This is a genomic window from Metapseudomonas phytobenefica (genome assembly GCF_043392685.1).
Classification (GTDB): Bacteria; Pseudomonadota; Gammaproteobacteria; order Pseudomonadales; family Pseudomonadaceae; genus Metapseudomonas.
The window spans coordinates 160,563-185,033 of record NZ_JBHZGM010000008.1 but is presented as its reverse complement, the minus strand read 5'-3'; the positions used below and the strand labels follow the sequence as shown (position 1 = coordinate 185,033).

Annotated in this window: 17 protein-coding genes, 3 tRNA genes and 1 pseudogene; 3 read left to right on the top strand and 18 right to left on the bottom strand. The window is 64.8% G+C overall.

The features are described 5' to 3' along the window. From ACFW0B_RS25980 to ACFW0B_RS09780, 11 genes and pseudogenes are all read right to left on the bottom strand, one after another. A pseudogene (locus ACFW0B_RS25980) lies at positions 1-180 on the bottom strand (group II intron reverse transcriptase/maturase); the annotation flags it as partial. Between the two features lie 577 nt (positions 181-757). Beyond that, positions 758-3,133, bottom strand: a complete 2,376-nt coding sequence (locus ACFW0B_RS09825; protein WP_449147716.1) for an efflux RND transporter permease subunit — start codon at positions 3,131-3,133, stop codon at positions 758-760. 24 nt (positions 3,134-3,157) lie between these two features. Beyond that, a complete protein-coding gene (locus tag ACFW0B_RS09820) occupies positions 3,158-4,246 on the bottom strand; it encodes a WD40/YVTN/BNR-like repeat-containing protein (protein WP_449147715.1) in 1,089 nt (362 codons plus the stop codon). Positions 4,247-4,449: 203 nt separating this feature from the next. Continuing rightward, positions 4,450-5,817, bottom strand: a complete 1,368-nt coding sequence (locus tag ACFW0B_RS09815; protein WP_449147714.1) for a DUF1329 domain-containing protein — start codon at positions 5,815-5,817, stop codon at positions 4,450-4,452. A gap of 63 nt (positions 5,818-5,880) precedes the next feature. Then, entirely contained in the window at positions 5,881-7,917 is a 2,037-nt protein-coding gene (locus tag ACFW0B_RS09810) for a DUF1302 domain-containing protein (protein WP_449147713.1), read from the bottom strand. A gap of 521 nt (positions 7,918-8,438) precedes the next feature. Beyond that, entirely contained in the window at positions 8,439-11,096 is a 2,658-nt protein-coding gene (gene pepN, locus ACFW0B_RS09805) for an aminopeptidase N (protein ID WP_449147712.1), read from the bottom strand. A 104-nt stretch (positions 11,097-11,200) separates the two neighbouring features. Continuing rightward, positions 11,201-12,031 (bottom strand): DUF2797 domain-containing protein, encoded by an 831-nt coding sequence (locus ACFW0B_RS09800; RefSeq protein ID WP_449147711.1) that lies wholly within the window; start codon positions 12,029-12,031, stop codon positions 11,201-11,203. After that, on the bottom strand, positions 12,031-12,291 hold the full coding sequence (locus ACFW0B_RS09795; RefSeq protein WP_151132903.1) for a YeaC family protein: 261 nt from the start codon (positions 12,289-12,291) through the stop codon (positions 12,031-12,033). The genes ACFW0B_RS09800 and ACFW0B_RS09795 overlap by 1 nt, the downstream gene beginning before the upstream one ends. 39 nt (positions 12,292-12,330) lie before the next feature. Continuing rightward, positions 12,331-13,197: a rhomboid family intramembrane serine protease gene (locus ACFW0B_RS09790; protein ID WP_449147710.1), complete on the bottom strand. Its 867-nt coding sequence runs from the start codon at positions 13,195-13,197 to the stop codon at positions 12,331-12,333. Continuing rightward, positions 13,194-14,168 (bottom strand): metallophosphoesterase, encoded by a 975-nt coding sequence (locus tag ACFW0B_RS09785; protein ID WP_449147709.1) that lies wholly within the window; start codon positions 14,166-14,168, stop codon positions 13,194-13,196. Before ACFW0B_RS09785 ends, ACFW0B_RS09790 begins: the two co-directional genes overlap by 4 nt. Further along, complete coding sequence (locus ACFW0B_RS09780) at positions 14,165-15,055, bottom strand: NAD(+) kinase (RefSeq protein ID WP_449147708.1); 891 nt, start codon at positions 15,053-15,055, stop codon at positions 14,165-14,167. The genes ACFW0B_RS09785 and ACFW0B_RS09780 overlap by 4 nt, the downstream gene beginning before the upstream one ends. Before the next feature lie 94 nt (positions 15,056-15,149). Between ACFW0B_RS09780 and ACFW0B_RS09775 the strand changes: the two genes are divergently transcribed. Next, positions 15,150-16,094 carry a DUF1853 family protein gene (locus ACFW0B_RS09775; protein WP_449147707.1) on the top strand — a complete coding sequence of 315 codons (945 nt, stop codon included), beginning with the start codon at positions 15,150-15,152 and terminating at the stop codon, positions 16,092-16,094. 115 nt (positions 16,095-16,209) lie between these two features. Here the strand turns inward: ACFW0B_RS09775 and ACFW0B_RS09770 are convergent, their stop codons facing one another. From ACFW0B_RS09770 to ACFW0B_RS09760, 3 genes are all read right to left on the bottom strand, one after another. Beyond that, on the bottom strand, positions 16,210-17,151 hold the full coding sequence (locus tag ACFW0B_RS09770; RefSeq protein WP_449147706.1) for a 1-aminocyclopropane-1-carboxylate deaminase/D-cysteine desulfhydrase: 942 nt from the start codon (positions 17,149-17,151) through the stop codon (positions 16,210-16,212). 63 nt (positions 17,152-17,214) lie between these two features. Then, a complete protein-coding gene (locus ACFW0B_RS09765; RefSeq protein ID WP_449147705.1) occupies positions 17,215-18,585 on the bottom strand; it encodes a chromosome partitioning protein ParA in 1,371 nt (456 codons plus the stop codon). A 389-nt stretch (positions 18,586-18,974) separates the two neighbouring features. After that, positions 18,975-21,011, bottom strand: a complete 2,037-nt coding sequence (locus ACFW0B_RS09760; RefSeq protein ID WP_449147704.1) for an oxidoreductase — start codon at positions 21,009-21,011, stop codon at positions 18,975-18,977. 205 nt (positions 21,012-21,216) lie between these two features. On the opposite strand from ACFW0B_RS09760, the gene ACFW0B_RS09755 reads away from it, so the two are divergent. Both ACFW0B_RS09755 and ACFW0B_RS09750 read left to right on the top strand, forming a co-directional pair. Further along, positions 21,217-22,149: a carbon-nitrogen hydrolase family protein gene (locus ACFW0B_RS09755; RefSeq protein WP_449147703.1), complete on the top strand. Its 933-nt coding sequence runs from the start codon at positions 21,217-21,219 to the stop codon at positions 22,147-22,149. After that, positions 22,146-23,183 (top strand): AraC family transcriptional regulator, encoded by a 1,038-nt coding sequence (locus tag ACFW0B_RS09750; RefSeq protein WP_449147702.1) that lies wholly within the window; start codon positions 22,146-22,148, stop codon positions 23,181-23,183. The genes ACFW0B_RS09755 and ACFW0B_RS09750 overlap by 4 nt, the downstream gene beginning before the upstream one ends. Before the next feature lie 252 nt (positions 23,184-23,435). On the opposite strand, the gene ACFW0B_RS09745 is transcribed toward ACFW0B_RS09750, so the two are convergent. The 4 genes from ACFW0B_RS09745 to ACFW0B_RS09730 form a co-directional block, all read right to left on the bottom strand. Then, positions 23,436-23,512, bottom strand: a tRNA-Asp gene (locus ACFW0B_RS09745). Positions 23,513-23,614: 102 nt separating this feature from the next. Beyond that, positions 23,615-23,691, bottom strand: a tRNA-Asp gene (locus ACFW0B_RS09740). Between the two features lie 36 nt (positions 23,692-23,727). Next, a tRNA-Val gene (locus ACFW0B_RS09735) sits at positions 23,728-23,803 on the bottom strand. Between the two features lie 147 nt (positions 23,804-23,950). Then, positions 23,951-24,469, bottom strand: a complete 519-nt coding sequence (locus ACFW0B_RS09730; protein WP_449147701.1) for a type II secretion system protein M — start codon at positions 24,467-24,469, stop codon at positions 23,951-23,953. Positions 24,470-24,471 lie beyond the last annotated feature (2 nt).

The following is a 24,471-nucleotide window of genomic DNA, read 5'->3' as shown; positions in this document are numbered from 1 at the left end:
GTAGCCCGCGAGCTCATCCACCGACAGGCCGTCGGCCCCCGGTGCGCCCCGGTTGTTCACTACCCGTCGATACGCACGCCTCAAGTTCGCCGGTGACAACACCCGCTCCATCAGCGTGTTCGGCTCCGCTTTCGTCCACGTTACAGACGCCATCGGTGTCTGCGCACTGTCAGCCGGCATGCGCGGATTCCGTCCGCCATGCCGGGGAACAGCCTTCTCCTGGGGAGAAGCTTCTGCGGTTCGACATCCCATGAGACTCCAACGCCTACCGGCGGTATGACCTGTTCGGCCCTTGGTGGCGTGGTTGGCGCCACTTACTACGGCCTCGGCTGACTTCTGCACGCTCATCCCGTCGTCTCTCGACGCCCGGTAGCACGCTGGCAAGCGCACAGATCTCCCAGGGTAATTCGCGCGACCTTCCGGCTTATGCCTGGCGGATTTACGTCGTAGCGTGCCGTGCAAGTACCGGGCTTTGACGATTTGGGCCGCCTCACCCCGCTACGCCGCCTCCATCCGCTTCCTGTTCGTCAGGCCAGCCATTTGCTTCCGGCTTCCTTCAGATTCGCAGTCACCCGCGACACCCTTGCCTTCCGCTAGCACTTCCCCTTGCCGGGCGTGCAGAGGACTTCCACCTCCAAGTCGTCCAGTTCACCACCACAGTGAACCGAACAGCGCCAGTCACGGCGCTACGCGCCATGCCTGGCGCACCCATAAAAAACCGCGGCCGAGGCCGCGGTTTTCATCCAGCTGATCAGGCTCAGTGGGCCAGCAGCGAACCACCGACCTTCCCGGCGAGCTTCTCTGGACGGATCAGGAAGCGCGCCAGGGCTGGCAGCAGCCACAGGGCACCGAACATGTTCCAAAGGAGCATGAAGGTCAGCATCAGGCCCATGTCGGCCTGGAACTTGATGGCCGAGAAGATCCAGGTGGCGACACCGATGGCCAGGCAGAGGCCGGTGAAGAGCACGGCCTTGCCGGTGGACTTCAGGGTCTCGTAGTAGGCCTCCTGCAGCGGCAGGCCGGCACGCAGGAAGCTTTCCAGGCGGCTGTAGATGTAGATGCCGTAGTCGACACCGATACCCACGCCCAGCGCGATCACCGGCAGGGTCGCCACCTTCACGCCAATCCCCAGCCACGCCATCAGCGCGTTGCCCAGCACCGAGGTGAGGATCAGCGGCAGCACGATGCACAGGGTCGCAGCAATGGAGCGGAAGGTGATCAGGCACATCACGGCGACGCAGATGTACACCAGGATCAGGATGGTCAGTTCAGCCTGGGCGATCACCTCGTTGGTGGCCGCTTCGATGCCGGCGTTACCGGCTGCCAGGAGGAACTGCAGGTCTTCCTTGTTGTGCTTGCTGGCGAACTCTTCCACCGCGGCCACGGCGCGAGACAGGGTCTCGGCCTTGTGGTCGTTGAGGAACACCAGCACCGGCGCCAGCGAGCAGTCGGAGTTGTACAGGCCTTCGGCGCGGCTGATGGAGTTGTTCAGCACGTCCTGGTTGCGGGACAGCGTTTCCCACTTCAGGTTGCCTTCGTTCATCCCTTTGATCACCTGCTTGGAGACGGTGACCATGGAGATGGCGGACTGCACGCCCGGGGTGTTCTCCATCTTCCACATCAGCTCATCAACCGGCGCCAGGGCCTCATGGGTGGAGCAGCCCTCGGGGCCGGTCTTGACCATGACCACCAGCACGTCGGAGCTGGTGGAGTAGTTGTTGATGATGAAGTTGTTGTCCTGGTTGTAGCGCGAGTCCGGACGCAGTTCCGGAGCGCCCTGGTCGAGGTCGCCGATCTTCAGGTTCTGGCTGTACCACAGGCCGCCACTGAAGGCGATCAGGGCGATGACCACGGAGATCGGCGCCACCACCGGGTGGGCGAAGTTGGACAGCAGGCGCCAGAACGGATGGTCGCGCTTGGCGTCCCGCTTGCTGCGCTCGACGGCTTTCTTGCTGATGCCTACGTAGGAGATGGCGACCGGCAGCAGGATCAGGTTGGTGAAGACGATCACCGCCACACCGATGGACGCGCCGATGGCCAGCTCGCGGATCACGCCGATGTCAATGATCAGCAGGGTGATGAAGCCCACGGCGTCCGCCAGGATCGCGATCATGCCGGGCAGGAACAGCTGGCGGAAGGTCCGCCGGGCCGCCGTCAGGGCGTTGTCGGCATCACTGGATTGCAGGGCGATACCGTTGATCTTCTGTACGCCGTGGGAAATACCGATGGCGAAGATCAGGAACGGCACCAGCATCGAGTACGGGTCGAGACCGAAGCCGACGGTGTGCATCAGGCCCAGCTGCCAGACCACCGCCACCAGCGTGGTGATGAGCACGGCGATGGTGCTGCGGATGCACCAGGTGAACCAATAGAGCAGCACCAGGGTGATGAGGAAGGCGATGCCGAAGAACATCACCACCATGATCAGGCCATCGATCAGGTCACCCACCTTCTTGGCAAAGCCCACCACGTGGACTTTCACGTTGGGGTTCTGGGTCTGGTACTTCTCGCGGATCTTCTCTTCCAGCTCGTGGGAGAACTGGCGGTAATCGAGCTTCAGCAGCTTGCCCTGGTCGTTCGGGTCCGGGTAGGACTCGAGCAGGGGCACGTCGACGATGCTGGACTTGAAGTTGTTGGCCACCAGGCGGCCGATCTGGCCGGACTTGAGCACGTTGTTGCGCAGCTCTTCCAGGCTGGCCTCGGAGCCGTCGTAGGTCTGCGGGATGACCTCGCCGCCGGCGAAGCCTTCCTCGGTCACTTCGGTCCAGCGAACGCTCGGGCTCCACAGGGACTTCAGGCCGGAACGATCGACGCCGGGGATATAGAAGACCTCGTCGTGGATCTGGCGCAGGGTCTCCATGTACTCCTTGGTGAAGATGTCACCGTTGACCGCTTCCACCGAGATACGCACGGTGTTGCCCAGGTTGGCCAGGTCATTGCGGTGTTCGAGCATCTTCTGAATGTACGGATGATGCAGCGGGATCATCTTCTCGAAACTGGTGGACGGCCGTACGTGCATGGCCTGCCAGAAGAGGAAGACGCTGACCAGCAGGCAGATGGCAATCACCGCCGGCCGGTTGTTGAAGATCAGGCGCTCCAGGAAGGTCGCCTTGTCCTGGTGATGGGTACTCATCGAAACTCTCCGCCTTTTCTTTTCTTATAGTTGGCCCAGCTCGGCGCCGGTCGGGGACGCTACGCGCACACCGCCCTGTCCCACCAGGATCAGGTTGCCTTTCTCGTCGGCGATGACACTGGCCAGCGACAGTCGATCGCTGCGGTTCACCACGCTGAAACTGCGGCCACTGTCGGTGCTCTTCAGCACGCTGCCGCCGTGACCGACCACCACCAGGCTGCCATCGGGCAGCAGCGCGCCGCCGGACAGGCCGAACTCCAGTTCGCCGTTGCCGGCCTTCAGCGGCACGGTTTCCCAGGTGTCGCCGAAGTCCGCGGAACGGAACAGGTGGCCACGCAGGCCGTAGGCGATCACGACGCCCGGCTCGGCGCTCCCGAGGACACCGAACAGCGAGCCCTCGTAGGGGCCTTCGAGGCGCTCCCAGGTCTCGCCCCAGTCGGCGGAACGGAACATGCTGCCGGCCTCGCCCACCACGAACAGGCCGGAATCCTTCACCGCGGTGATGGCGTTGAGGTGGTACTGGTCTTCGTTGTCGAGGCGGTCGCTGACGTCTTCCCAGTTCTTGCCGCCGTCGCCGGTGGTCAGCAGCGCGCCATAGGCGCCCACGGCGAAGCCGGTGCTGGCGTCCTTGAACCAGACGTCCAGCAAGGGGGCTTCCCGCTCCAGGTCTTCGTATTGCCGGGTCCAGGTCGCGCCGCCGTCTTCGCTGGCGAGGATCTGCGCGTCGTGGCCGACGGCCCAGCCTTTCTTGTCATCGATGAAATAGACAGCGGTGAGCATCTGGCGGGTCGGCACCTTGGCCTGGGTCCAGGATTTGCCGTTGTCGTCGGAATAGAGAATGTGGCCACGGTCGCCAACGGCCACCAGGCGCTTGCCTGCGTGGGTGACGTCGAGCAGCAGGCTGCTCACGGCCTTGGGCGATTCGATGGAGAGGATGGGCGCATCAGCGGCCAGCGCGGATGCGGTAATGGGCGCAGCGGCTGCAGCAAGGACGGAGAGCACGCTGAACAACGAGAGCGCTTTGGCCAGCGGCGAGTGGAAGCGGAACGCCGGCTTGTGGAGGCTATCCACACAGACGCCGGACGGGGTGCGCCGCATGACGGGCTCACTCATACACCTTTCCCCTTTTTGTTATAGGTGGACGCTGCCCAGGGCAGGCAGCGCCCTAATCCTAGCCAGCTTTGGAAAGCCTGCACAATCAGCGGGACGTTATGTTTTGTTAAGCGCCGGTGGCGCTCTGTAACAGGGGTTTCGCGCCATGCGGAAACGAAAAAGGCCGCTACGGATAGCGGCCTTCTTCAAAGAGCACTGCGGGATCAGCGAGTACCGCGACGACGCAGGGCGGACGGCTTGAAGTAGCCATCGTCCGGAGTGGCCTGGGTGAAGTCGATGGTGGTCGGCTCTTCGTTGTCCAGGTTCTGCACGTGGTAGCGGCGGGCCTGCAGGTCGTGGAACACGTCGAGTGCGGACCAGGTGGTCGGCAGGTCGTAGTAGTTCTTCAGGTAGGCCACCGATACGCGCCACAGTTCGCCACGGCCGTCGTACTGGTCGACCACGGCGGCTTGCCAGCTGTCCTCGTCGAGGAACAGGGTGCGCTTGGAGTAGATGTGGCGGGCGCCCGGCTTCAGCTTGCCTTCCACGACCCACACGCGGTGCAGTTCGTTACGGGTGACGGCCGGGTTCAGGTGGCCCGGTTGCAGCAGGTCCTTGTACTTAACCTCAGGGCTGGAAACCTTGTAGTTGTTGTACGGGATGTAGATTTCCTTCTTGCCCACCAGCTTCCAGTCGTAGCGATCCGGAGCACCGTTGAACATGTCGGTGTCGTCGGCGGTACGCAGGCCATCCGCGGCGGCGATCGGGGTGTCGTAGGCGAGGTTCGGCGCACGGCGCACGCGACGCTGGCCGGCGTTGTAGGCCCAGGCCTGGCGCGGTTCCTTCACCTGGTCGAGGGTCTCGTGGACCAGGGTGGCACCACCGGCCAGGCGCGCCGGGCTCTTGGTGAAGGACAGGTAGTAGAACAGGATGTTGTTCAGGTCGGCGTAAGTACCTTGCGGGTTGTAGTACGCGAACCGGGCTTCCTGCTGAGAAGTCACCAGCGAGTAGTCGCCATTGCGCTGCACGGCTACTTCCGAGGCGCGGCGCACGATGTAGGAGCCACGATAACGGGTGATGTGGTTCCAGAGGGCTTCGACGCCGTTCTGCGGAATCGGGAACGGGATGCCGCCGTAGGCGTCGGCAAAGCCGTTGCCGCCATCCAGCAGCTTGGCCGTGGTGGCGTTCTTGATGGTGTTGTCATACACCCACTGCGGCGCGGAGCCGGAGCGCCGGGTCTGGTACACCGGCATCTGGAAGCTGTCCGGATAGGCATTGAACAGGGCGATCTGACCGGGGGTCAGGTTGGCCTTGTACTGGTCCAGGTTGGCCTTGGTGATGGTGAACAGCGGCTTGTCTTCCGGGAACGGGTCCGGGTGGTGCTGGCCGGACTTGTAGCCCGCCGGAACCTGGGTGATGCCGCCGGTCCAGGCCGGGATGGTGCCGGCGGCGTTGCCGGCTTTTTCGGCGCCGAAGGGGGTCAGGCTGGTGCCGAGCCTGGCGGCGTCCTGGGCTGAAACCGAGGCCAGGGAGCTGCTGGCGGAAAGCGCCAGGGCAACCGCGGCGCCAATCAGCGAAAGCTTTTTCAGCATGTGGGTTCTCCGTGATGAGTCTGTATCGGGCGCCCCGGGGCGCCCGTATTGTTCTTGTTGGGCTTAGAAGGAGTACTTGACGTTGAAACCGATGTTGTCGCGGTCACGAACCGAGTTGTTCTGGCCGCCACCGTAGAACTCGGTGTACTGCAGCTCGGCTTCCAGGCTGTTCAGGTAGGTCGCCTTGACGCCGAGGGTGTACGCCTTGCGACCTTCGATGAAGCTGCCGGTCTGGTAGGAGTTGCCCTCGAAGTCGTCCTTGTAGACGACGTAGGGGGAGACGTTCACGCCGGCGTAGACGTCGTTCCAGGTACCGGACAGCAGCAGGGTGTAGCCGTAGGCGTTCTTGTTGACCTGGTCGTCACGATCGCCGCCGGACACGTAGGAGCTGTTGCCGCGACCGGAGTAGTAACGGTTCTCGCCGTTGAACGCGGTGTACTGCAGGCTGCTGCCGCGCAGGTGCTCGGAGGCCAGCTCGGCCACGCCGATCAGGGAGTCGAAGGACAGCGACGGGCCGAAGTTGTAGATGGTGCCCAGGGACGCGTTGAAGGCCTCCACGCGCTCGACGTTGTGGATCTGGTCGCCCAGCTTCACGTCCTGGCCTCCGATATTGACGGTGGCGCCGGACGCCAGTTGCGGCGACTGGATCAGCAGATCGCCCAGCAGGTCGTTGGTGGTGGCAATGCCGATCGGCAGGTTCGGACGATAGGCCAGCTCACCGAACACCGAGGCCTCGCCAATGGTGGTGTTGAAGCTGAAGCCGTACATGCGGATGTCTTCGGCGTACTCGCGCTGCGCTTGCACGGCGTTGGCCACGTCGATTGTCGCCATACCACCAGCGGCGTTGATGGAAGCGGTGGTCAGGGCGTTGGAATAGGCACGCGCCAGGTCGGGGTTCAACGCCGGGTTTGCCAGCACGGCCTGCAGTTGAGCGACCGAGATGCCGGCCTGTGCTGCGACTGCCTGCTGCACTTGCGGTGCCAGCACGGTAGAAGCCGCGCCTGCGATCTGTGCCAGGTCCAATCCCGCGTAGTCGCCCAGGTTGGCCGCGATGGTCGGCTCCTTGGCGTGGTAGTTGACGAAGTAGAAGCCGAACTCGGTGGAGTTCAGTTCTTCGGCGATATAGCGGAACGCCACGCCGAACTGACCGTCGTTCTTGGCATTGATGTCCGGGCCGATGGAGGCCACTTTGATGTTGCCGTTGGCGTCGATGTTGCGGCCGCCCTGGAGGCCACCGATGCCCGCTGCGCTGAAACCACCGTACAGGGGCGCCAGGGGCTGCAGACGCGGCTGGGTCGAATAGGCGGTGTTGCCGCCATCAGCGAACAGGTCGGTCTCGGAGTAGTAGGTACCCACCGGGTCGATGGCCGATTCCTTCCAGTTCCACTGGTAGAAGGTTTCCATCGACAGGTTATCGGTCAGGCCGACGTTGAAGCTCAGGGCTTCCACCGGCACCAGCACTTCCTTCAGCTCGGAGCCCGGCAGGCGGAACTTGGCGGCGTCCACCGGGTTGGTGGTGTTCACACCACCACGGTAGAAGATGCCCTCACCCCAGTTGAACACCTGCTTGCCGATACGCCCGGTGACCGGCATGTCGGCCACGTCCCAGTTGCCGTAGAGGTAGGCGTCGAGGATCTGCGCATCACGGCCGGCCTTGTGGCGGGTCTCGTGAGTGAAGCTGTCATCCTTCGGGAAGTTCTGGCTTGGCTGGACCGGGTTGTTGTTGTCCAGGTAGTCGTTGCGCTTGTCCATGATCTGGGTGTCATAGAAAGCGGTGCCACGAACGAACAAGCCGTAGTTCTTGTAGGTCGCTTCCAGGTCGGAAGTGATCTTGTAGACCTCGGAAACCAGGCCGGTATCGAAGTTGCGGTTACCGTCGTTGGTGTTGATGTCGTCGTTGGTCTTGTCGCGCCCCTGGACGCGCCACAGCTGGCCGTAGGAAACAGTGGTATCCAGGGAACCGGAAATTTCGTCGTTGGCGAAGCTGAATTCCACCGCCTGCGCTTGGGCGGCGACTAGCAGGGGCAGGATACCGGCAAAGGCGAAACCTGCCTTGGCCGGTGCAAAACGCAACATGGGCTTGCGGGACTTGAGCTCCATCGAGTCTTACTCCGTGGACTGATCACTTTGTTATTGGCAGCCCGTCAGGCGGGCTTGTTTGTCCAGCCGCTTCGCGGCCTCGTCTTGCTTCGGCAGGAAATCCCCGGCGCAGAGCACGCCCCGCCCGGAATGCACCGAAACAGGGCCAGATCGCCAGCGGAGTTGCAACCATGGTGCCAAGTCGGAAACGAGTGTCAGAAAAATTTCGCAATACAAGCGACGAATTTCAGTCAAACAAGTGACTGATCATCCACTGATCAATTTCAAATTTTCTGTCCGATCTTGTCGGACGATCTGGCTCGATTTGTCACTCAAGAACACACTTTCAGGGCATGCACGCCCATACCAAAAGCTGCCTGGTCAAGCCTTTTCTGGCCTTTTCAGACCGCCTGCGCATAAACGCGACCCTGGATATTTCCTTGGGTAACAAAAAAGCGTTACCGGCACTAACCGGTAACACTTCATGAGGGGATGATTTCAGAGGGGGTGGCAGCCCGCACTCACGGGCTGCCGGAGGCGCGTCAGGCGAGGCTCTTGCTGACCACTTCGTAGACGTCGCTGGACAGCTCGCCGGACGCGAGGATGCGCTCCAGTTCGGCCTTCATCAGCTGCTGGCGGCCGGCGTCGTACTTGCGCCAGCGGGTGAGCGGCGCCAGCTGGCGGGCAGCGATCTGCGGGTTGAGCGCGTTCAGCGTGATCACATGGTCGGCAAGGAAGCGATAGCCGGTACCGTCGGCCCGGTGGAAGTTCACCAGGTTCTGGTTGGCGAAGGCACCGATCAGGGCGCGCACCTTGTTCGGGTTCTTCAGGGTGAAGGCGGGATGTGCCATCAACGCCTGGACGCGCTCCAGGCCGCCCGGCAAGCCGCAGCCGGCCTGGACGCTGAACCACTGATCCATCACCAGCGGGTCGTCCTTGAAGTAGTCGGCGAAACGCGCCAGGGCCTCGGCCTTTTCCTGCTCGAAGCCGGAATTCACCAGCACGGCCAGGGCCGAGAGGCGTTCGGTCATGTTGTCGCAGCCGTTGAACTGCTCCAGGCAGGCTTCCAGCACCTCGGCCTTGCCGCTCTGCATCAGATACGACAGGGCGATGTTCTGCAGGGTGCGGCGGGCGATATGCGCAGCCTCGGCCACGTAGGCGGTGTCACGGGAGATCGCGCGATTGGCCTGGTAACGAGCCAGCAGGGGCTGGAACAGGGCTTCGCCGATGGACTGGCGGGCGAACTCGCGGGCAGCGTGGATGGCGTCCACATCGGCCACTTCGCTGATCTCGGTGAGATAGGCCTCGCTCGGCAGCGACAGCATCTCGGCCACCATTGCCTGATCCAGGGACTCGTCTTCCAGCAGGGTGCGCAAGGCCGTGATGAGGCGCGGGTCCAGCACCAGCTTCTCGCCGCGCTGATGCTGGCCGATCAGGTCCTGCAGGACCTGCACCGACAGCTGCTGTCCGGCTTCCCAGCGATTGAAGCCGTCGGAATCGTGCTGCATGAGGAACATCAGCTGGTCGCGGTCGTAGGGGAAGGCGAGCTTCACCGGCGCCGAGAAGCCACGCAGCAGAGACGGCAGCGGACGCTCCGCGATATCGACGAAGGTGAAGGTCTGCTCGGCTTCGATGACCGACAGCACGCGATTGCTGCCCTGCGCCGCGGCTTCGCCCGCGAGGCGCAGCGGCAGGTCATTGCCAGCGGCATCCAGCAGGCCCAGTTCCACGGGAATGACGAAGGGTTGCTTGTCTTTCTGGCCCGGCGTGGCAGGGCAGCTCTGGCGGAAGGTCAGGCTGTAGGTCTTCGCCGCCGCGTCGTAGCTGTCTTCCACCTGCAGGCGCGGGGTGCCGGACTGGCTGTACCAGCGCTTGAACTGGGTCAGGTCGACGCCGTTGGCATCTTCCATGGCCTTGATGAAGTCATCGCAGGTCACGGCCTGGCCGTCGTGGCGTTCGAAGTAGAGATCGGTGCCCTTGCGGAAGCCCTCGGCACCCAAGAGGGTGTGGATCATCCGCACCACTTCCGCGCCTTTCTCGTAGACGGTCAGGGTGTAGAAGTTGGAAATCTCGATGAAGGAGTCCGGGCGCACCGGGTGGGCCATGGGACCGGCGTCTTCGGCGAACTGGTTGGTGCGCAGGAAGGCCACGTCCTCGATGCGCTTGACGGTGCGCGAGTTCATGTCGGCGGAGAACTCCGCATCACGGAACACCGTGAAACCTTCCTTCAGCGACAGCTGGAACCAGTCGCGGCAGGTCACGCGGTTGCCGGACCAGTTGTGGAAGTATTCGTGGGCCACCACTGCTTCGACCCGCTGGTGCGCGGCATCAGTGGCGGTTTCCGCCTTGGCCAGCACGCAACTGGAGTTGAAGATGTTGAGCCCCTTGTTCTCCATGGCGCCCATGTTGAAGTCGTTCACCGCGACGATCATGAAGATGTCCAGGTCGTACTCGCGGCCGTAGACCTCCTCGTCCCAGCGCATGGACTTCTTCAGGCTGTCCATGGCGTGCTGGACCTTGTCGATGTTTTCCGGCTCGACGTAGATGCGCAGCGCCACTTCACGCTGGGTCATGGTGGTGAAGCTGTCTTCCACGCACCAGAGATCGCCCGCCACCAGGGCGAACAGGTAAGCGGGTTTCTTGAACGGGTCCTGCCAGGTTGCCCAGTGCCGGCCGCCCTCCTCCGCCCCGCTGGCCACCGGGTTGCCGTTGGACAGCAGTACCGGGTAGCGATGCTGTTCCGCGCTGACGGTCGTGGTGAACTTGCTCATCACGTCCGGGCGGTCGAGGTAATAGGTGATCTTGCGGAAACCTTCGGCCTCGCACTGGGTGCAGAACATCTTGCCGGACTTGTACAGGCCTTCCAGCGCGGTGTTGGTTTCCGGGTGGATGCGCACGGTGCTGTCGAGGGTGAAGCTGGCGGCCAGCGGTTGCAGTGTCAGGTGGCTGTCGTCCAGCTGGTAATCGGCACTGCCCAGTTCGCGATCATCCATGGACAGGGACAGCAGCTCCAGTTGCTGGCCGTCGAGAACCAGCGGCGGCAGGCCCTCGCCCCGTTCGGGGTTGCGGCGCATCACCAGCTGGGCGTGGACCAGGGTGTGGTCCTCGTACAGCTCGAAGGTCAGGTTGGTCTCGTCGATCAGGTATTCGGGAGCCTGATAGTCCTTGAGGTAAATGACTTTCGGTTGCTCGGTGCGCATGGTCGTCTCTTTGATTGCTGGGCGGTCCCGAAACCCTGGGCCGCTCTGGATGAATGGGTCAAGGTCGGAGTATGGACTATTAGTCCGCCGACCTGACCCCGGGGCTACGCGGCGCTGATGGCCAACTGGTAGGCCGTGAACTTGCGCAGGTTGATCACGCCGGTGTCGAGAATCAGATACTGGCCCTTGATTCCCCGCAGCGTACCCTCCACCACGGGCGTCTTGTCCAGATCGAAGCTGACGACCTTGGTCGGATAGGCGTCCACCGGATAGCTGATCTCGATGGGCTGGATGTCGCTGACCGGCTGGATGGCCTGCAGGCCGAAACGGTCCTGGAGCGCGCGGAGGCCTTCCGCACAATGGTCGAACAGCTCGTCGCGAATGCTCTGGAGGTCCAGCGGCGGCGCCTCGCCCTTGAGCATGGCGCGCCAGTTGGTCCGGTCGGCCACCTGGCTACGCAGCAGGTCTTCGACGAAGCCGGATTGCTGGCGGGTGGCCACGCGCATGATCGGCAGCGCCTGGCTGGCGCCCTGGTCGATCCAGCGGGTCGGCACCTGGCTGGCGCGGGTAATGCCCACCTTGACGCCCGAGGAGTTGGCCAGATAGACCACGTGGTCGGTCATGCAGAAGCGCTCGCCCCACTCCGGCTCGCGGCAGGTGCCATCGGCGTAGTGGCACTTCTCCGGACTGACGATGCAGCTGTCGCACTGCGCCAGCTTGGTGAAGCAGGGGTAGCAGTAACCCTGGCTGAAGCTCTTCTTCGTCTTGCGCCCGCAGTGGAGGCAATGGATGGCGCCGAGGAATTCCAGGCGCAGCTGCCTGCCGATCAGCGGGTTCGCCGCGATATCCGCCTCGCCGAGGCGGAAGCCGTATTGCACGGGTGATTCAAGGCGCACCGACATCTTGCTGAGTGCGCCGCGTCCGAGTTCCAGCATCAGTGAACCGAATTCGACTTGAACAGGATATTGGGGATGGGTTCGGACTTGGAGCTGCACTCCTGCGGGCCCATGTAGCCGGTGCGCTCTTCCTCGGGCAGGTTCTTCAGCTCCCAGGCGATCACCGCCTGCAGCGACAGCTCCTTCTGCTCCTGGGTCAGCTTGCGGCCGTCCGGCCACTTGCCGATTTCCACGGCCAGCTTGAGGCTTTCGTAGACATCCTGAGTGATGTTGCTGATCAGATGGGCAAATGACGACATGGGCTATTCGGGTCCTGGGAGTGGGACGGAGCGCGCATTCTACCGGCGCAGGCGCGCCAATGCACCGCCGAGCAGCCCGGTGGCGCTACCGGCGACCAGCCCACCGACATGGGCGCCGTTGGCAATGGCGCCAAAGCCCAGGGCGGTGATCAGGCCGGACAGGCAGATCAGCAGCCAGACCAGCATCATCGCCATCACGCCCGGTGGCAGCCGGTAGGCCGGGCACGGCGCCAGGCGCTGGAACACCCAGCAATGGCCGAGCAGGCCGTAGAGCACGCCGGACAGGCCGCCGAACAGGGTCGCACCGCTGCTGAAGTACTGGACGAAGTTCGATACCAGGCTGAAGCCCAGGGTCAGCGCCAGCAGCATGAAGCCGCCCTGGCGCGATTCGATGCGCCGGCCCAGCTCCCAGAACCACATGCCGTTCATCGCCAGGTGGAGGATGCCGAAGTGGATCAGCATCGGCGAAACCAGGCGCCACCACTGCCCCGCCTCCAGGCCCTCGGCCAGCGGCGAGAAGTAGACGTAATCGCCCTCGATCTGGAAGTCCTGGAAGCTCAGCCAGCGGATGACCGAGAAGTTGTCCCCCAGGTTGGTGAGAGTGGCGACCACCAGGGTGACCAGCAGCACCAGGCTGGTGATGCGGCTGTGCATGAGCTGCGCGAGTAATCCGGCACGTTCGGGCGCCTTCGGTGCCTCCACCTGCAGCTGGAAATGCGGATCGCCATCGGGGAATCGTGCATAGAGTCCACGCACCTGTTCCGCCAGTTGAGCCCCGGGCACCCAGAGCACCTGTTCGCCCGATTCCTCGCTGACGCGGTAAGGCACGTCCAGGCGTTGCAGCAAGGCCACGAAGCCGGAAAGGTCCACCGTCAGGGGCAACCGCAATACTTCTACCGCACTCATTGGATGACCTCGGGACGCTCCACTTCCACCCAGACGAACTTGTCCGGGTCCAGCCGGCTTTCCTGATCCAGCCGATAGGCCACCAGCTTGCCATACATCACCGCGCTGTAGTCCAGGCAGGCCAGGTTGTCGCGAATGGCCGCCGGGCGGCCGCGCCGCCAGTAGTGGCCGACGAACAGCATGGGTTCCTGCGGGCCGTAACTGAGCAGGCGCGACTTGTGCGCGTGGGATAGCGGCTGGCTGGCGACATGATCCGGCAGGGCGTCGGGCTGGAACACCACGTCGCCATAGGTTTGCGGGTTCTCTGCCCAGAACTTGGTGCGGAACACCGAGCGGGTGAAGCCGTCGCTGCCGGTCAGGGTCATGCCGCCGGGCAGCGGCAGGTCGGTACCGCGCAGCAGGCGATCGAACACGCGGCTGGCGAAGCTGGAAGAATCGGCGGCGGCCTTGACGAAAGATTCGTTGATCCGCCCGTCCGCATACATCTCCCGCAGGGCGGCGATCATCGCGCTGTCCCAGCAGGCGTGCACCATGCGGAATCGGCCGCCGTCGAGGAACAGCGGCAACTCGTAGAACCAGCCGAGAAAGTCCCGCCAGTCGGCCGGGTGGCCTTCGAACTGTTCCAGGGTTTCCTTGATCAGCCGGGTATGGCGCGGCGTGTGCTCCCGGACGAATTGACGGCCGCTGCCCGGTGGCGCCGGCGTGCTCCAGCCCAGCGCGTTGTACTCGTGGTTGCCCATGATGCACAGCGCCTGCCCGGCCTCCACCATGGCATGCACCAGATGCAGCGCCTCGCGGATACGCGGCCCCCGGTCGATGATGTCGCCCAGAAACAGCGCCATCCGCTGCGGGTGCTGCCAGACGTCGCCCCGCTTGCGATACCCCAGGCGTTCAAGCAGGTGTTCCAGGGTAAGGGCGCAACCGTGGACATCACCGATCAGGTCATAGCCACGGGCGGGATCGAGGCTCATCCGTCGCCTCCTCCGAGTCGGCTGCCCCAACCGAGCTTGGTCCGGCAGACCTCGTAATAGTTGTGATCGAGGGGGTGGATCAGGCGCAGCTTCTGCGGCTTCTTGGCCACCGTGATGGTGTCGCCCGGCGCGCAGGTGAAGTGGTTCTGGCCGTCGCAGGACACCAAGGGATAGATCTGCAGGTTGGGCGAAACCACGATCTTCAGCTCACTGGTGCTGTCCACCACTATGGGCCGGCTGGACAGGGTGTGCGGATACATGGGCACGACGACTATGGCGTCGAGCTTGGGATGCATGATCGGACCGCCGGCGGACAAGGCGTAGGCGGTGGAGCCGGTGGGCGTGGCGATGATCAGGCCATCGGCCTTCTGGCTGCAGACGAACTGGCCGTCGATGTGCAGCTCGAACTCGATCATCCGTGTCGACTTGCCCGGATGCAGCACCACGTCGTTCAGCGCGTCGCCCTGGCCGATGGCCTCGCCGTGGCGGCGGACTTCGGCTTCCAGGAGGAAGCGCGTCTCGACGCTGTAGCGGCCTTCCAGCACTTCGGCCACCTTCACTTCCAGCTCGTCGGGACGGATGTCGGTGAGGAAACCCAGGCTGCCGCGGTTGATCCCCAGCACCGGCACGTTGTGCCGCGCCAGGGCGCGGGCGGCGCCGAGCATGCTGCCATCGCCGCCGACGACGATCACCAGGTCGCACACCTCACCGAGGATCTTCCGCGACGACGTCTGCAGGCCGTGGCCTGGCAGCACTTCGGCGATGGTGTCTTCGAGGATGACGTGGAGATGGCGGTCCAGCAGGAACCTTTTCAGCCGGCGAATAGTGTCGAGCACATGGGAACTGCCCAGGCGACCGATGATGCCGATATTGCGGAATTGCTCCATGGGACTCCAGAGCGGCATTGGCTAGGTGAGGAATGGCGAAATTATGGGGGATAGCAGCGGACAGCGGCAAACCGCTGTCGGCTATGCTCGCAGCATGCACGCTTTCGAATCACTGACCGACCTGCCCCGACAACTGCGCCACTCCGGTGTGCGCGACCTGGCGTGGGCCCTGCTCTCGCCGCCGCTGCTCAGCCAGCCGCCCTGGCGCCAGCGCCACCCGCTCAGCGCGAGCAGCTGGTTCAGCCACCCCGATCGACTCGCCGACTGGCTCTGCGCCCTCGACCGGCAACCCGCCGTTCTCGACCAGTGGCTGGCGCAAGCTCCCAACCGGCGCCTTGGCCTGTACTACGAGCGCCTCTGGCAATTCGCCCTGGACCAGGCCCCCGATGTGGAGCTGCTGGCGGCCAACCTGCCGATCCGCTTTGCCGGCCAGACCCTTGGCGAACTCGACCTGCTGCTGCGTGACGCCGAGGGCGTGCACCACCTGGAGCTGGCGATCAAGCTCTACCTGGGGCCGCGCCATGGCGACGGCAGCAACGCCTCCGAGTGGCTCGGGCCGGGCAGCCACGACCGGCTCGACCTCAAGCTGGAGCACCTCAGCCAGCACCAGCTGCCGCTGTCGTCCAACCCGGAGAGCCGCCACGTACTCGACCGGCTGGATGCCCAGCCGGTCAGCGCCGAACTCTGGCTGGGCGGCTACCTCTTCTACCCCTGGCCGGGCAACTGCACGGCCCCGCAAGGCGCCAACCCCAGCCACCTGCGCGGGCAATGGCTGCGCCAGAACGAGCTGGACGACTTTCTCGCGCAGACAACAGACGGCTGCTGGCAGCCCCTGCCCCGGCAATCCTGGCTGGCGCCCGCGGTCAGCGATGCCGAGGAACGCTGGAGCAGCGAGCGCTTCCAGCACTGGCGCGAACAGCTGGAACCGGACAGCCCCGCGCGTCTGCTGGTTCGCCTGGTACTGGACAGCGATGGACGCTGGAAGGAAGCGGAGCGCGCCTTCGTGGTTAGTGATCGCTGGCCGCTGGCCCCGCTCTAAGGGCACCGGGCCTGCCCCAGGCAATGCGCGCCGCGGTTAGAGGTCAGGCTATGAAGCTGTCCGAACGATAAGAGGATCAACGGCTGCGTTCGATCCGGCCGCCGGAATGGGCCAGTCAGCCGGCCAGTCGCAACAGTTCGTCGTGCAGGGCTCGACGCCCTTGCAGGCCGCCGGTGTGGAGCAGGACCAGGCGACTGCCCGGGGGAATCCGGTCGGCGCGCGCTTCGTCGTGGATTGCCAGCAGGGCCTTGGCGGTATAGAGAGGTTCCAGGGCGACTCCGCCGTCGCGCTCGCTGTCCAGCAGGAAGCGCGCAAGTTCGGCATCCACTCGGGCGAAGCCGCCGCGGCTGGCGTCGATCAGCCGGTAGCCCGCATCCATGCTGCCGGCCTCGGCGAGGATGCCGCTCACCTGTCCGGCCACACCGTGATCCGCCGGCACCGCCAGGGCGCCGATCACCGGGTGCGCGCCCGCCTCGCCCAGCACCAGCCCGGCCAGGGTGGTGCCGGTACCGGCAGCGGTCCACAGGCTGTGGTAGTCCGCCCAGCCAAGGGCGGGGAGCTGCTCACGGATCATCGCCACCAGAGCGGCGCAGCCCCGGGCACCCGCCACGCCGCCCCCGCCTTCGGGCACCGGCTGGTAACGCGGGTAGCGCTGCAGCCAGGGCTCCCAGAAGCCCGCCTGGTGGCGCGCCCGATATCCGCCGTAACCGAGCCAGTGCAGTGCCATGCCGAAACGCCGCAGGTCCTGCACGGTCGGCGTGTCCTGGGGTTCGCCCCGCAGCAGGCCGACGGTGGGAAAACCGAAACGCGCCCCCGCTGCGGCCAGCGCGTGCAGATGATTGGAGTGGGCGCCGCCCAGGCTGATCACGCCTTCGGCGCCATCGTCCGCGGCCCTGGCCAGCCAGGGCGCCAGCTTGAACCACTTGTTGCCGGAAACCAGCGGGTCCAGTGCATCCAGCCGCAGCACGGCCAGCTCCAGCCCGGCCGCCTCCAGCCAGGGCAGGCGCAAGGGCTCGAGCGCGGTTCGGGGGTTCCAGTCAGGCAGGCACAGGGGCAAGGTCAGGTCCGTTGGCGTCCGGCAAGGGGCGCAAGGATAAATCAGGTGCGGGGGCGCTTGCGCTCAACCGGCGGTGCGCAAGCGCCCTCCCGAGCGATGTCGGGGACAGCAGTTGGATTCGCCGGCGACGAAGCGGCTGGGGGCTTCGATGCGGTCGATCGGCATGCTGCAACGCTCTCCGCTGGACAGGCTCGCCTCGCAGGTGGGCTGCTGGTAGTGGGCCAGCCACTGGCGGTACTGCTCCTCGGAGACGAAGCACTTGGCAGCGGCGTAGGCCAGGGGGTTGTCCTGGTAACGGGCGATGTCCGCCAGCGGAATGGTCAGGTGGCCGGCACCGGGGTGGTAGACCACGAATACGACGCCCAGCTCGGCCAGGCGCTCCAGCATCTGCTGCCCGGACTGGGATTCCAGCGCCTGGCATTTCTGGCGCAGGTAATTGAGTTCGGTCTGGAGCTGGGCGTCCAGCTGGTCGCGATAGGCCAGCTCGACATCGCGGACGGCCAGCTGCTCGCGATATTCGGCTACGGCGACCTCGACCCGCGCTTGCAGCTCATTCTCGAACTGGGCGCGAAGGATGTCGGCCTCGGTGCGCCCGTGACGCTCCAGGGCGCGCAATTGCAGGTTCATTTCCTCACGGCTGGCCTGATGGCGCTCCGCCTCGCTTTCGAGTTCGGCACGCAGCCTGGCATTGGCCTCTTCCTGCTCCCGCAAGGCGTGCTGCAGGGCACGGATCTGCTCCTGCAACGCCGAATGGTTCTGGTCGGCGGCCTGGCGCACGCGCGCGATGGCTTCTTCGTTCTGCTGACTGAGGGAGCTGAGGCGAAGGCGCTGCTGGCGGACCAGCTGGGCGGTCTTCAGGCGGTGCTCCTTTTCCATTTTCTCGGCCAGTTGCTCGGCCATTTCCCTGGTGACTTCCGGCGGTGCGTACCAGCTGTCTTCCGGCGCCACCTGCAGCCGTTCGGCGTCCAGCACCTTGGGCAGTTCTTCTTCCACCAGCACGCCGAGGGTGTTGAGCTTGATGGCGTCGCGCAGCAGCACCAGGTCATTGCGAGCGGAATTCAGGCACGGGTCCCACAGGTGCATCTGCTGCCAGGACACCGGGCATTGGCTGCGGCAGGCCAGGCGAATGGGGCCGGCGCCAAGGTCGGGACCACGACCGGCGCGCTCGGCCAGTTGCCGCAGCGGCAGGTTCCAGCCGGTATCGGCACGGCCCTCTTCGTCGAAGTCGAGATAGAAGAAGACCGCCGCGCGAACCTGCAGGCGTGGGGTGATCATCAGATAGGTCAGCCGCATCTGGCAGTCGGCGAACTCCGGCAAGCCGACCACGCCGTCGAGAATGGCTTCGAATTCCGAGTAGAGCATCTGCTTGCAGATGCCGCGTTCATTGAAGAACACGACGGCTTCCACCGTTTGCGGCTTCTTCAGCATGCTCATCGCTCTACCTCTGGTTCTGCGCGGTGAATCACGACGGGGTTGATGGGGGGTTGATGATACGGCTCTTTCGTCCGCACACACTCATCCGGACTGTAGAAAAGTCTAGGGGATATTAGTCGCCGAGCAATGTGACTGGGTTGGCAGAGCCCTGCCGCCGCCACCTGTCGGACCAGCGGCAAGGCAGAACTGTGACCTGGTTGGAGCTTGAAACGAAACCGCCCGGCAAAAAACCGGGCGGTTGGAGGACAAAAGCCTGGACAGGATTTCGCGAGCTAGCGGGCTGCTAGGCGAAAACCGCCGAGGAAGCGCAGTTTACGGATGCTAAATGAGCATTCCGAGGCGATTTTCAACAAAGCAGAACCGACGCGCAGCAAATCCTGTTCTGGCTTTCAGAGCTCGGCGGCGAGGCGCGAGCCTTGGTTGATGGCGCGCTTGGCGTCCAGTTCGGCCGCGACGTCGGCACCACCGATCAGGTGCACGCTCTGGCCGGCCGCTACCAGGCCCTCGTGCAGATCGCGCAGCGGGTCCTGGCCGGCGCAGACGATCACGGTATCCACCGGCAGCACCTGGGGTTCGCCCTCGGCCACACGGATGTGCAGGCCGGCGTCGTCCACCTTGAGGTATTCCACGGCGTTGAGCATCTGTACCTGCCTGTTCTTCAGGCCGGTGCGGTGGATCCAGCCGGTGGTCTTGCCCAGGCCGTCGCCCACCTTGCTCTTCTTGCGCTGCAGCAGGAACACCTGGCGCGCCGGCGCATGGGGCTGGGCCTTGATCCCGGCGATACCGCCACGGGCCTCCAGGGCGTCGTCGATGCCCCACTCCTTCCAGAAGGCTTCGCGGGAGAGGCTGGTGGATTCACCCTTGTGAGTGATGAACTCGGACACGTCGAAACCGATGCCGCCGGCGCCGATCACCGCCACCTTCTGCCCGACCGGCTTGCGCTCGAGGATGGCGTCCAGGTAGCCGATCACCTTCGGGTGGTCGATGCCGGGAATCTCCGGAGTCCGCGGGCGGATGCCGGTGGCCAGGATGATTTCGTCGTAGCCGCCCCCGGCCAGGTCCTCGACCGAGGCACGGGTGTTCAGGCGCAGATCGACACCGGTGGTTTCCAGCTTGCGCTTGAAGTAGCGCAAGGTCTCGAAGAACTCCTCCTTGCCCGGCACGCGCTTGGCCACGTTGAACTGGCCGCCGATCTCGCCGGCGGCGTCGAACAGGGTCACGCTGTGGCCACGCTCGGCGGCGACGGTGGCCGCGGCGAGACCCGCCGGGCCGGCACCGACCACGGCGATCTTCTTCGCCTGGGTGACCGGGATGTAGTTCAGTTCGGTTTCATGGCAGGCGCGCGGGTTCACCAGGCAGGTGGTCAGCTTGCCGCCGAAGGTGTGGTCCAGGCAGGCCTGGTTGCAACCGATGCAGGTGTTGATCTCGTCGGCGCGGCCTTCAGCGGCCTTGTTGACGAAGTCCGGGTCGGCGAGGAACGGACGGGCCATGGACACCATGTCGGCGTCGCCTTCGGCCAGGACCTGCTCGGCCACTTCCGGGGTATTGATGCGGTTGGTGGTGATCAGCGGAATCTTCACCTCGCCCTTGAGCTTGGCAGTGACCTTGGTGAAGGCCGCACGCGGCACCTTGGTGGCGATGGTCGGGATGCGCGCCTCGTGCCAGCCGATGCCGGTGTTGATGAGGGTCGCACCTGCCGCTTCGATGGCCTTGGCCAGGGTGACGATCTCGTCCCAGGTGCTGCCGCCTTCCACCAGGTCGAGCATCGACAGACGGAAGATGATGATGAAGTTCGGGCCCACGGCCTCGCGCACACGGCGGACGATCTCCACCGGCAGGCGCATGCGGTTATCAAAGCTGCCACCCCAGCGGTCGGTACGCTGGTTGGTGTGGGCGGCGAGGAACTGGTTGATGAAGTAACCCTCGGAACCCATGATCTCGACGCCGTCGTACTCGGCCTTCTGCGCCAGCATGGAACAGGTGACGAAATCCCGGATCTGCTTTTCGATGCCCTCTTCGTCCAGCTCGTTCGGCTTGAACGGGTTGATCGGCGCCTGGATGGCCGACGGCGCGACCTGCTTGGGGTTGTAGGCATAACGGCCGGCGTGGAGGATCTGCATGCAGATCTTGCCGCCCGCCTCGTGCACCGCACGGGTGACGATCCTGTGCTTCTCGGCCTCTTCCTCGGTGGTCAGCTTGGCCGCGCCGGCATAGACGCTGCCTTCGGCGTTCGGGCCGATGCCGCCGGTCACCATCAGGCCGACGCCGCCACGGGCGCGCTCGGCGAAATAGGCCGCCATACGCTCGAAACCGTGGGGCTTCTCTTCCAGGCCGGTGTGCATGGAGCCCATCAGGGTGCGGTTGCGCAGGGTGGTGAAGCCCAGATCGAGGGGCGCGAGCAGGTGCGGGTAACGGGTGGCGGTCATGGTTCCTCCACAACAGGCGGTGCTATTCACGAAAGTGCCCCTGGCCTCTGCGGGCAGGAGTCGGTTATGGGGCAGACGATAAAGAGCCGCCCCCGCCCGCTCAATGATCGGAATTGACAAGTTACTGATCGAAAATGACAGCGACCCTTGGCAATCGGCAGTGCGTCCCCTACCCTGATCGGCATTCCCACGCCCCGGACATTCCATGCGCAAACTGCTGACGCCCCTGATCGCCGCCATCCTGGTGAGCTGCCTGACCGCCTATGCGGTATGGACCGGCGAACGCCCGCGCATCCACTACCTGTCCGATCTGCGCGCCAGCCTGGCCAGCGATGTCGGTGCGGCCAGCGCGAGCGGCAACCTGCTGGTGATCCGCCCGGAGCTCTACCCCAGCGACTACCGCGACCCCGACCTGTTGCGCATGAAGCTCGTGGCGGCCCTCGACCAGGCCCGCGCCCGGGGCCTGCTCAACGAACGGACCGTGGTCGCCCTGCCGGACCACATCGGCACCTGGCTGCTGCTGCGGGACGAAAAGCACAACCTCTATCAGGCCCGCACCTTCGCCGAAGGCAGCCGGCTGCTCACCCTCAGCCACCCGACCCTGCTCGGCCGCCTGTACCTCCAGGGCCAGGACCTGGAGGAAGCCCTGCTGCGCGCCAAGGCCCGACGCATGGCGCGGGACTACCAGAAGCTGTTCAGCCGCCTGGCCGGCGAATATCGGGTCACCCTCCTCGCCGGCTCCATCCTCCTGCCTTCGCCCTACTTCAAGGAAGGCAAACTGCGCAGCGGCCACGGCGGCCTCTACAACCTGGCCCTGGCCTTCTCCCCGGACGGCAGCCTGCTCGGCGAGCCCTTCAGCCAGCCCTGGCCACAGAGCACCCGCCACGAATCGCGCCAGGAGCTGCAGACCGCCAGCGGCCAGGTAACCATTACCCGCAGCTGGGCTTCGGGCTATCCGCAGAGCGAGGTCACCCTGAGCGACGGCCAGACCAGCGCCAGCGAAACGCTCTTCCTCCGTGGCCGGCTCTGGCCCCTGCACAACGCGCCGACCGGCAGCGTGCTGACCCCAACGGGCGCCGCGCAGGCCAGCCAGGCGCCGGGCAGCCATCTGCTGAATGCCTGGCTGGGTGCCCGATGAAAACGCAACGGGTGAAGCTGGGCGATCTTTCGGTCAACTTCGTCCACAGTCTGGCCGCGGCCCTGGAGCAGGCCGGCCAGTCCCCGACGGAACTGCTGGAACGCTTCGGCCTGGATGCCGCGCGCTTCGCCGATCCCCACGGACGCCTGTCGATCCCGCGCTACATGCGCCTTGGCCATGCCGCCATCCAGCTCTGCGGCGACCCTGCCCTGGGCCTGGCCATGGGTCGCCTCAGCCGCCTCGGCCACCTGGGCCTGACCGGCGTCTGCGCGGAGCAGGCGCCCAATCTGCGGGAAGCCGCCCGCGCCCTGACCCGTTTCGAACGACTCTACGCCAGCAACTACCGAGGCCAGTCCAGCTTCCACGAAGACCGCAAGGGCGCCTGGCTGCGTTTCTATTCCATCAGCCCGTACAACGCCTATAACCGCTTCGTGGTGGACTCGGTTCTGGCGGGCTGGCAGAGCCATCTGAGCCAGTTGGCCGGCACTGGCATCCGCGTCGAGAAAGTCGAAATCGAATTCGCCGCGCCGGACTATGCCGAGCGCTATGCCGAGCATTTCGGATGTCCGGTGGAGTTCGAGGCGGGCGCCAATCAGTTGCGCCTGTCCCAGGACACCCTGGCGCTGCGCGGCCGCGAACACTGCCCCGGCACCTGGCGGCAATTGCTGGATATCTGCGAAAGGGAGCTGCTGCAGCTGACCCGCACCCGCAGCCTGCGCGAGCGCATCACCCAGTTGCTGGGGCCGCTGCTGCACGGACGGGAACCCGATCTGGAAGAAGTGGCGGCGCGCCTGCAGATGCCCAGCTGGACCCTGCGCCGCAAGCTGGCCGAGGAAGGCACCCAATACCGCGCCATCCTCAATGAAACCCGCCGCGACCTGGCCATGGCTTACATCCGCGACACCGAACTGGCCTTCGGCGAAATCGCCTACCTGCTCGGTTTTGCCTCAGCGGAAGCCTTCCAACGTGCCTTCAAGCGCTGGAGCGGCAGCACGCCGGGCGAGTTCCGCCGCGCCCAGCGCCAAGCAGGCTGATCACATTTCGGTGGCGTCGTCCGCCGGCTCCAGCGGGTCCTGCTCGCCAGCGTGAAAATCGAGAATTTCTTCCTGGTAGTCGTCCATCGCGCGCTCCTCCCGGTTTCGACAGGGTTCAAGGAAACAAAACCCGTGCAAGGAAGGTAACCATCCCAGGTGACCGGAAAATGACTTCTGGGGAGCAGAATCGAAAAATGCGCAAGAGAGAAAAGAAAAAGCCCCCAGGTATCGCTACCTGAGGGCTTCTCTATATGGCGCAGCGGACGGGACTCGAACCCGCGACCCCCGGCGTGACAGGCCGGTATTCTAACCGACTGAACTACCGCTGCGTGTCGGCTGGACTTGCGTCCGGTGAAACCTTTGCATCGTCTGGCGACCCGGCCCTGTGGACCTTGCCGCCTCATGTCCGAGCGACTCGAACATGGGAAATATGGCGCAGCGGACGGGACTCGAACCCGCGACCCCCGGCGTGACAGGCCGGTATTCTAACCGACTGAACTACCGCTGCGCGTCGGCCGGACTTGCGTCCGAAATTCACAAGGAATGGTGGGTGATGACGGGATCGAACCGCCGACCCTCTGCTTGTAAGGCAGATGCTCTCCCGGCTGAGCTAATCACCCATCGCCTTGCGAGGCGCGCAATTTACGCAGAGGGCTTCGCTAAGTCAACACCCTGTATGGATTTTTTCTGAAGGCGCGCCTCTTGACCCTGTTCCTCACAGCGCAACGCGCACCAGGACGGTGCACATGCACGATGCCGGGGCGCAATCAGCTCCCTACCTTCAGCGATACACGCGCAGCGACGCGGCCATCTTCATTACGGTCCAGCCCGGCTTCGTCGATGCGAACCCCCTGCCCTTCCAGCACGCCGAACCAGCGCAGGAGGCCGGGAAACGCGGCAGGCTGCAGGCTCACCTGCACCGAGCCGGGCGCATCGCTGTCGACACGCTCGACGGCCAGCCCCTGTTCGGCGGCGCTGGCGGTCACCAGCCCCTGCAGGCGCTCCGGGTCCACCTGGCTCCGCGGCTGGCTCTGAAGCGATCGCGCCTCGGGAGCACGCTGCTGCAGATAGGCATGCAGGCTGCGCTGGGCCTCGAAGTACTCGCGGGCGCTGGCCAGACGGCGCTCGGCCGGCAACCAGAGCAACAGATAGAGCAGGACCAGGCCAAGGAACAGGCCGAGCCCCAGCAACGCCGTGCGGTCCCTGGCCGGCAGCGCGCGCCAGCGAACACCGAGGGACGAAGCCTGCCACTGCGTCTGCAGGGGCGCCTTGATTGCATCGAGCATCT

Excerpts from the sequence above, each read along its gene's own strand:
- ACFW0B_RS09825 (WP_449147716.1), bottom strand. The coding sequence starts at position 3,133 with ATGAGTACCCATCACCAGGACAAGGCGACCTTCCTGGAGCGCCTGATC.
- ACFW0B_RS09820 (WP_449147715.1), bottom strand. The coding sequence starts at position 4,246 with ATGAGTGAGCCCGTCATGCGGCGCACCCCGTCCGGCGTCTGTGTGGAT.
- ACFW0B_RS09815 (WP_449147714.1), bottom strand. The coding sequence starts at position 5,817 with ATGCTGAAAAAGCTTTCGCTGATTGGCGCCGCGGTTGCCCTGGCGCTT.
- ACFW0B_RS09810 (WP_449147713.1), bottom strand. The coding sequence starts at position 7,917 with ATGGAGCTCAAGTCCCGCAAGCCCATGTTGCGTTTTGCACCGGCCAAG.
- pepN (WP_449147712.1), bottom strand. The coding sequence starts at position 11,096 with ATGCGCACCGAGCAACCGAAAGTCATTTACCTCAAGGACTATCAGGCT.
- ACFW0B_RS09800 (WP_449147711.1), bottom strand. The coding sequence starts at position 12,031 with ATGCTGGAACTCGGACGCGGCGCACTCAGCAAGATGTCGGTGCGCCTT.
- ACFW0B_RS09795 (WP_151132903.1), bottom strand. The coding sequence starts at position 12,291 with ATGTCGTCATTTGCCCATCTGATCAGCAACATCACTCAGGATGTCTAC.
- ACFW0B_RS09790 (WP_449147710.1), bottom strand. The coding sequence starts at position 13,197 with ATGAGTGCGGTAGAAGTATTGCGGTTGCCCCTGACGGTGGACCTTTCC.
- ACFW0B_RS09785 (WP_449147709.1), bottom strand. The coding sequence starts at position 14,168 with ATGAGCCTCGATCCCGCCCGTGGCTATGACCTGATCGGTGATGTCCAC.
- ACFW0B_RS09780 (WP_449147708.1), bottom strand. The coding sequence starts at position 15,055 with ATGGAGCAATTCCGCAATATCGGCATCATCGGTCGCCTGGGCAGTTCC.
- ACFW0B_RS09775 (WP_449147707.1), top strand. The coding sequence starts at position 15,150 with ATGCACGCTTTCGAATCACTGACCGACCTGCCCCGACAACTGCGCCAC.
- ACFW0B_RS09765 (WP_449147705.1), bottom strand. The coding sequence starts at position 18,585 with ATGAGCATGCTGAAGAAGCCGCAAACGGTGGAAGCCGTCGTGTTCTTC.
- ACFW0B_RS09760 (WP_449147704.1), bottom strand. The coding sequence starts at position 21,011 with ATGACCGCCACCCGTTACCCGCACCTGCTCGCGCCCCTCGATCTGGGC.
- ACFW0B_RS09755 (WP_449147703.1), top strand. The coding sequence starts at position 21,217 with ATGCGCAAACTGCTGACGCCCCTGATCGCCGCCATCCTGGTGAGCTGC.
- ACFW0B_RS09750 (WP_449147702.1), top strand. The coding sequence starts at position 22,146 with ATGAAAACGCAACGGGTGAAGCTGGGCGATCTTTCGGTCAACTTCGTC.
- ACFW0B_RS09730 (WP_449147701.1), bottom strand. The coding sequence starts at position 24,469 with ATGCTCGATGCAATCAAGGCGCCCCTGCAGACGCAGTGGCAGGCTTCG.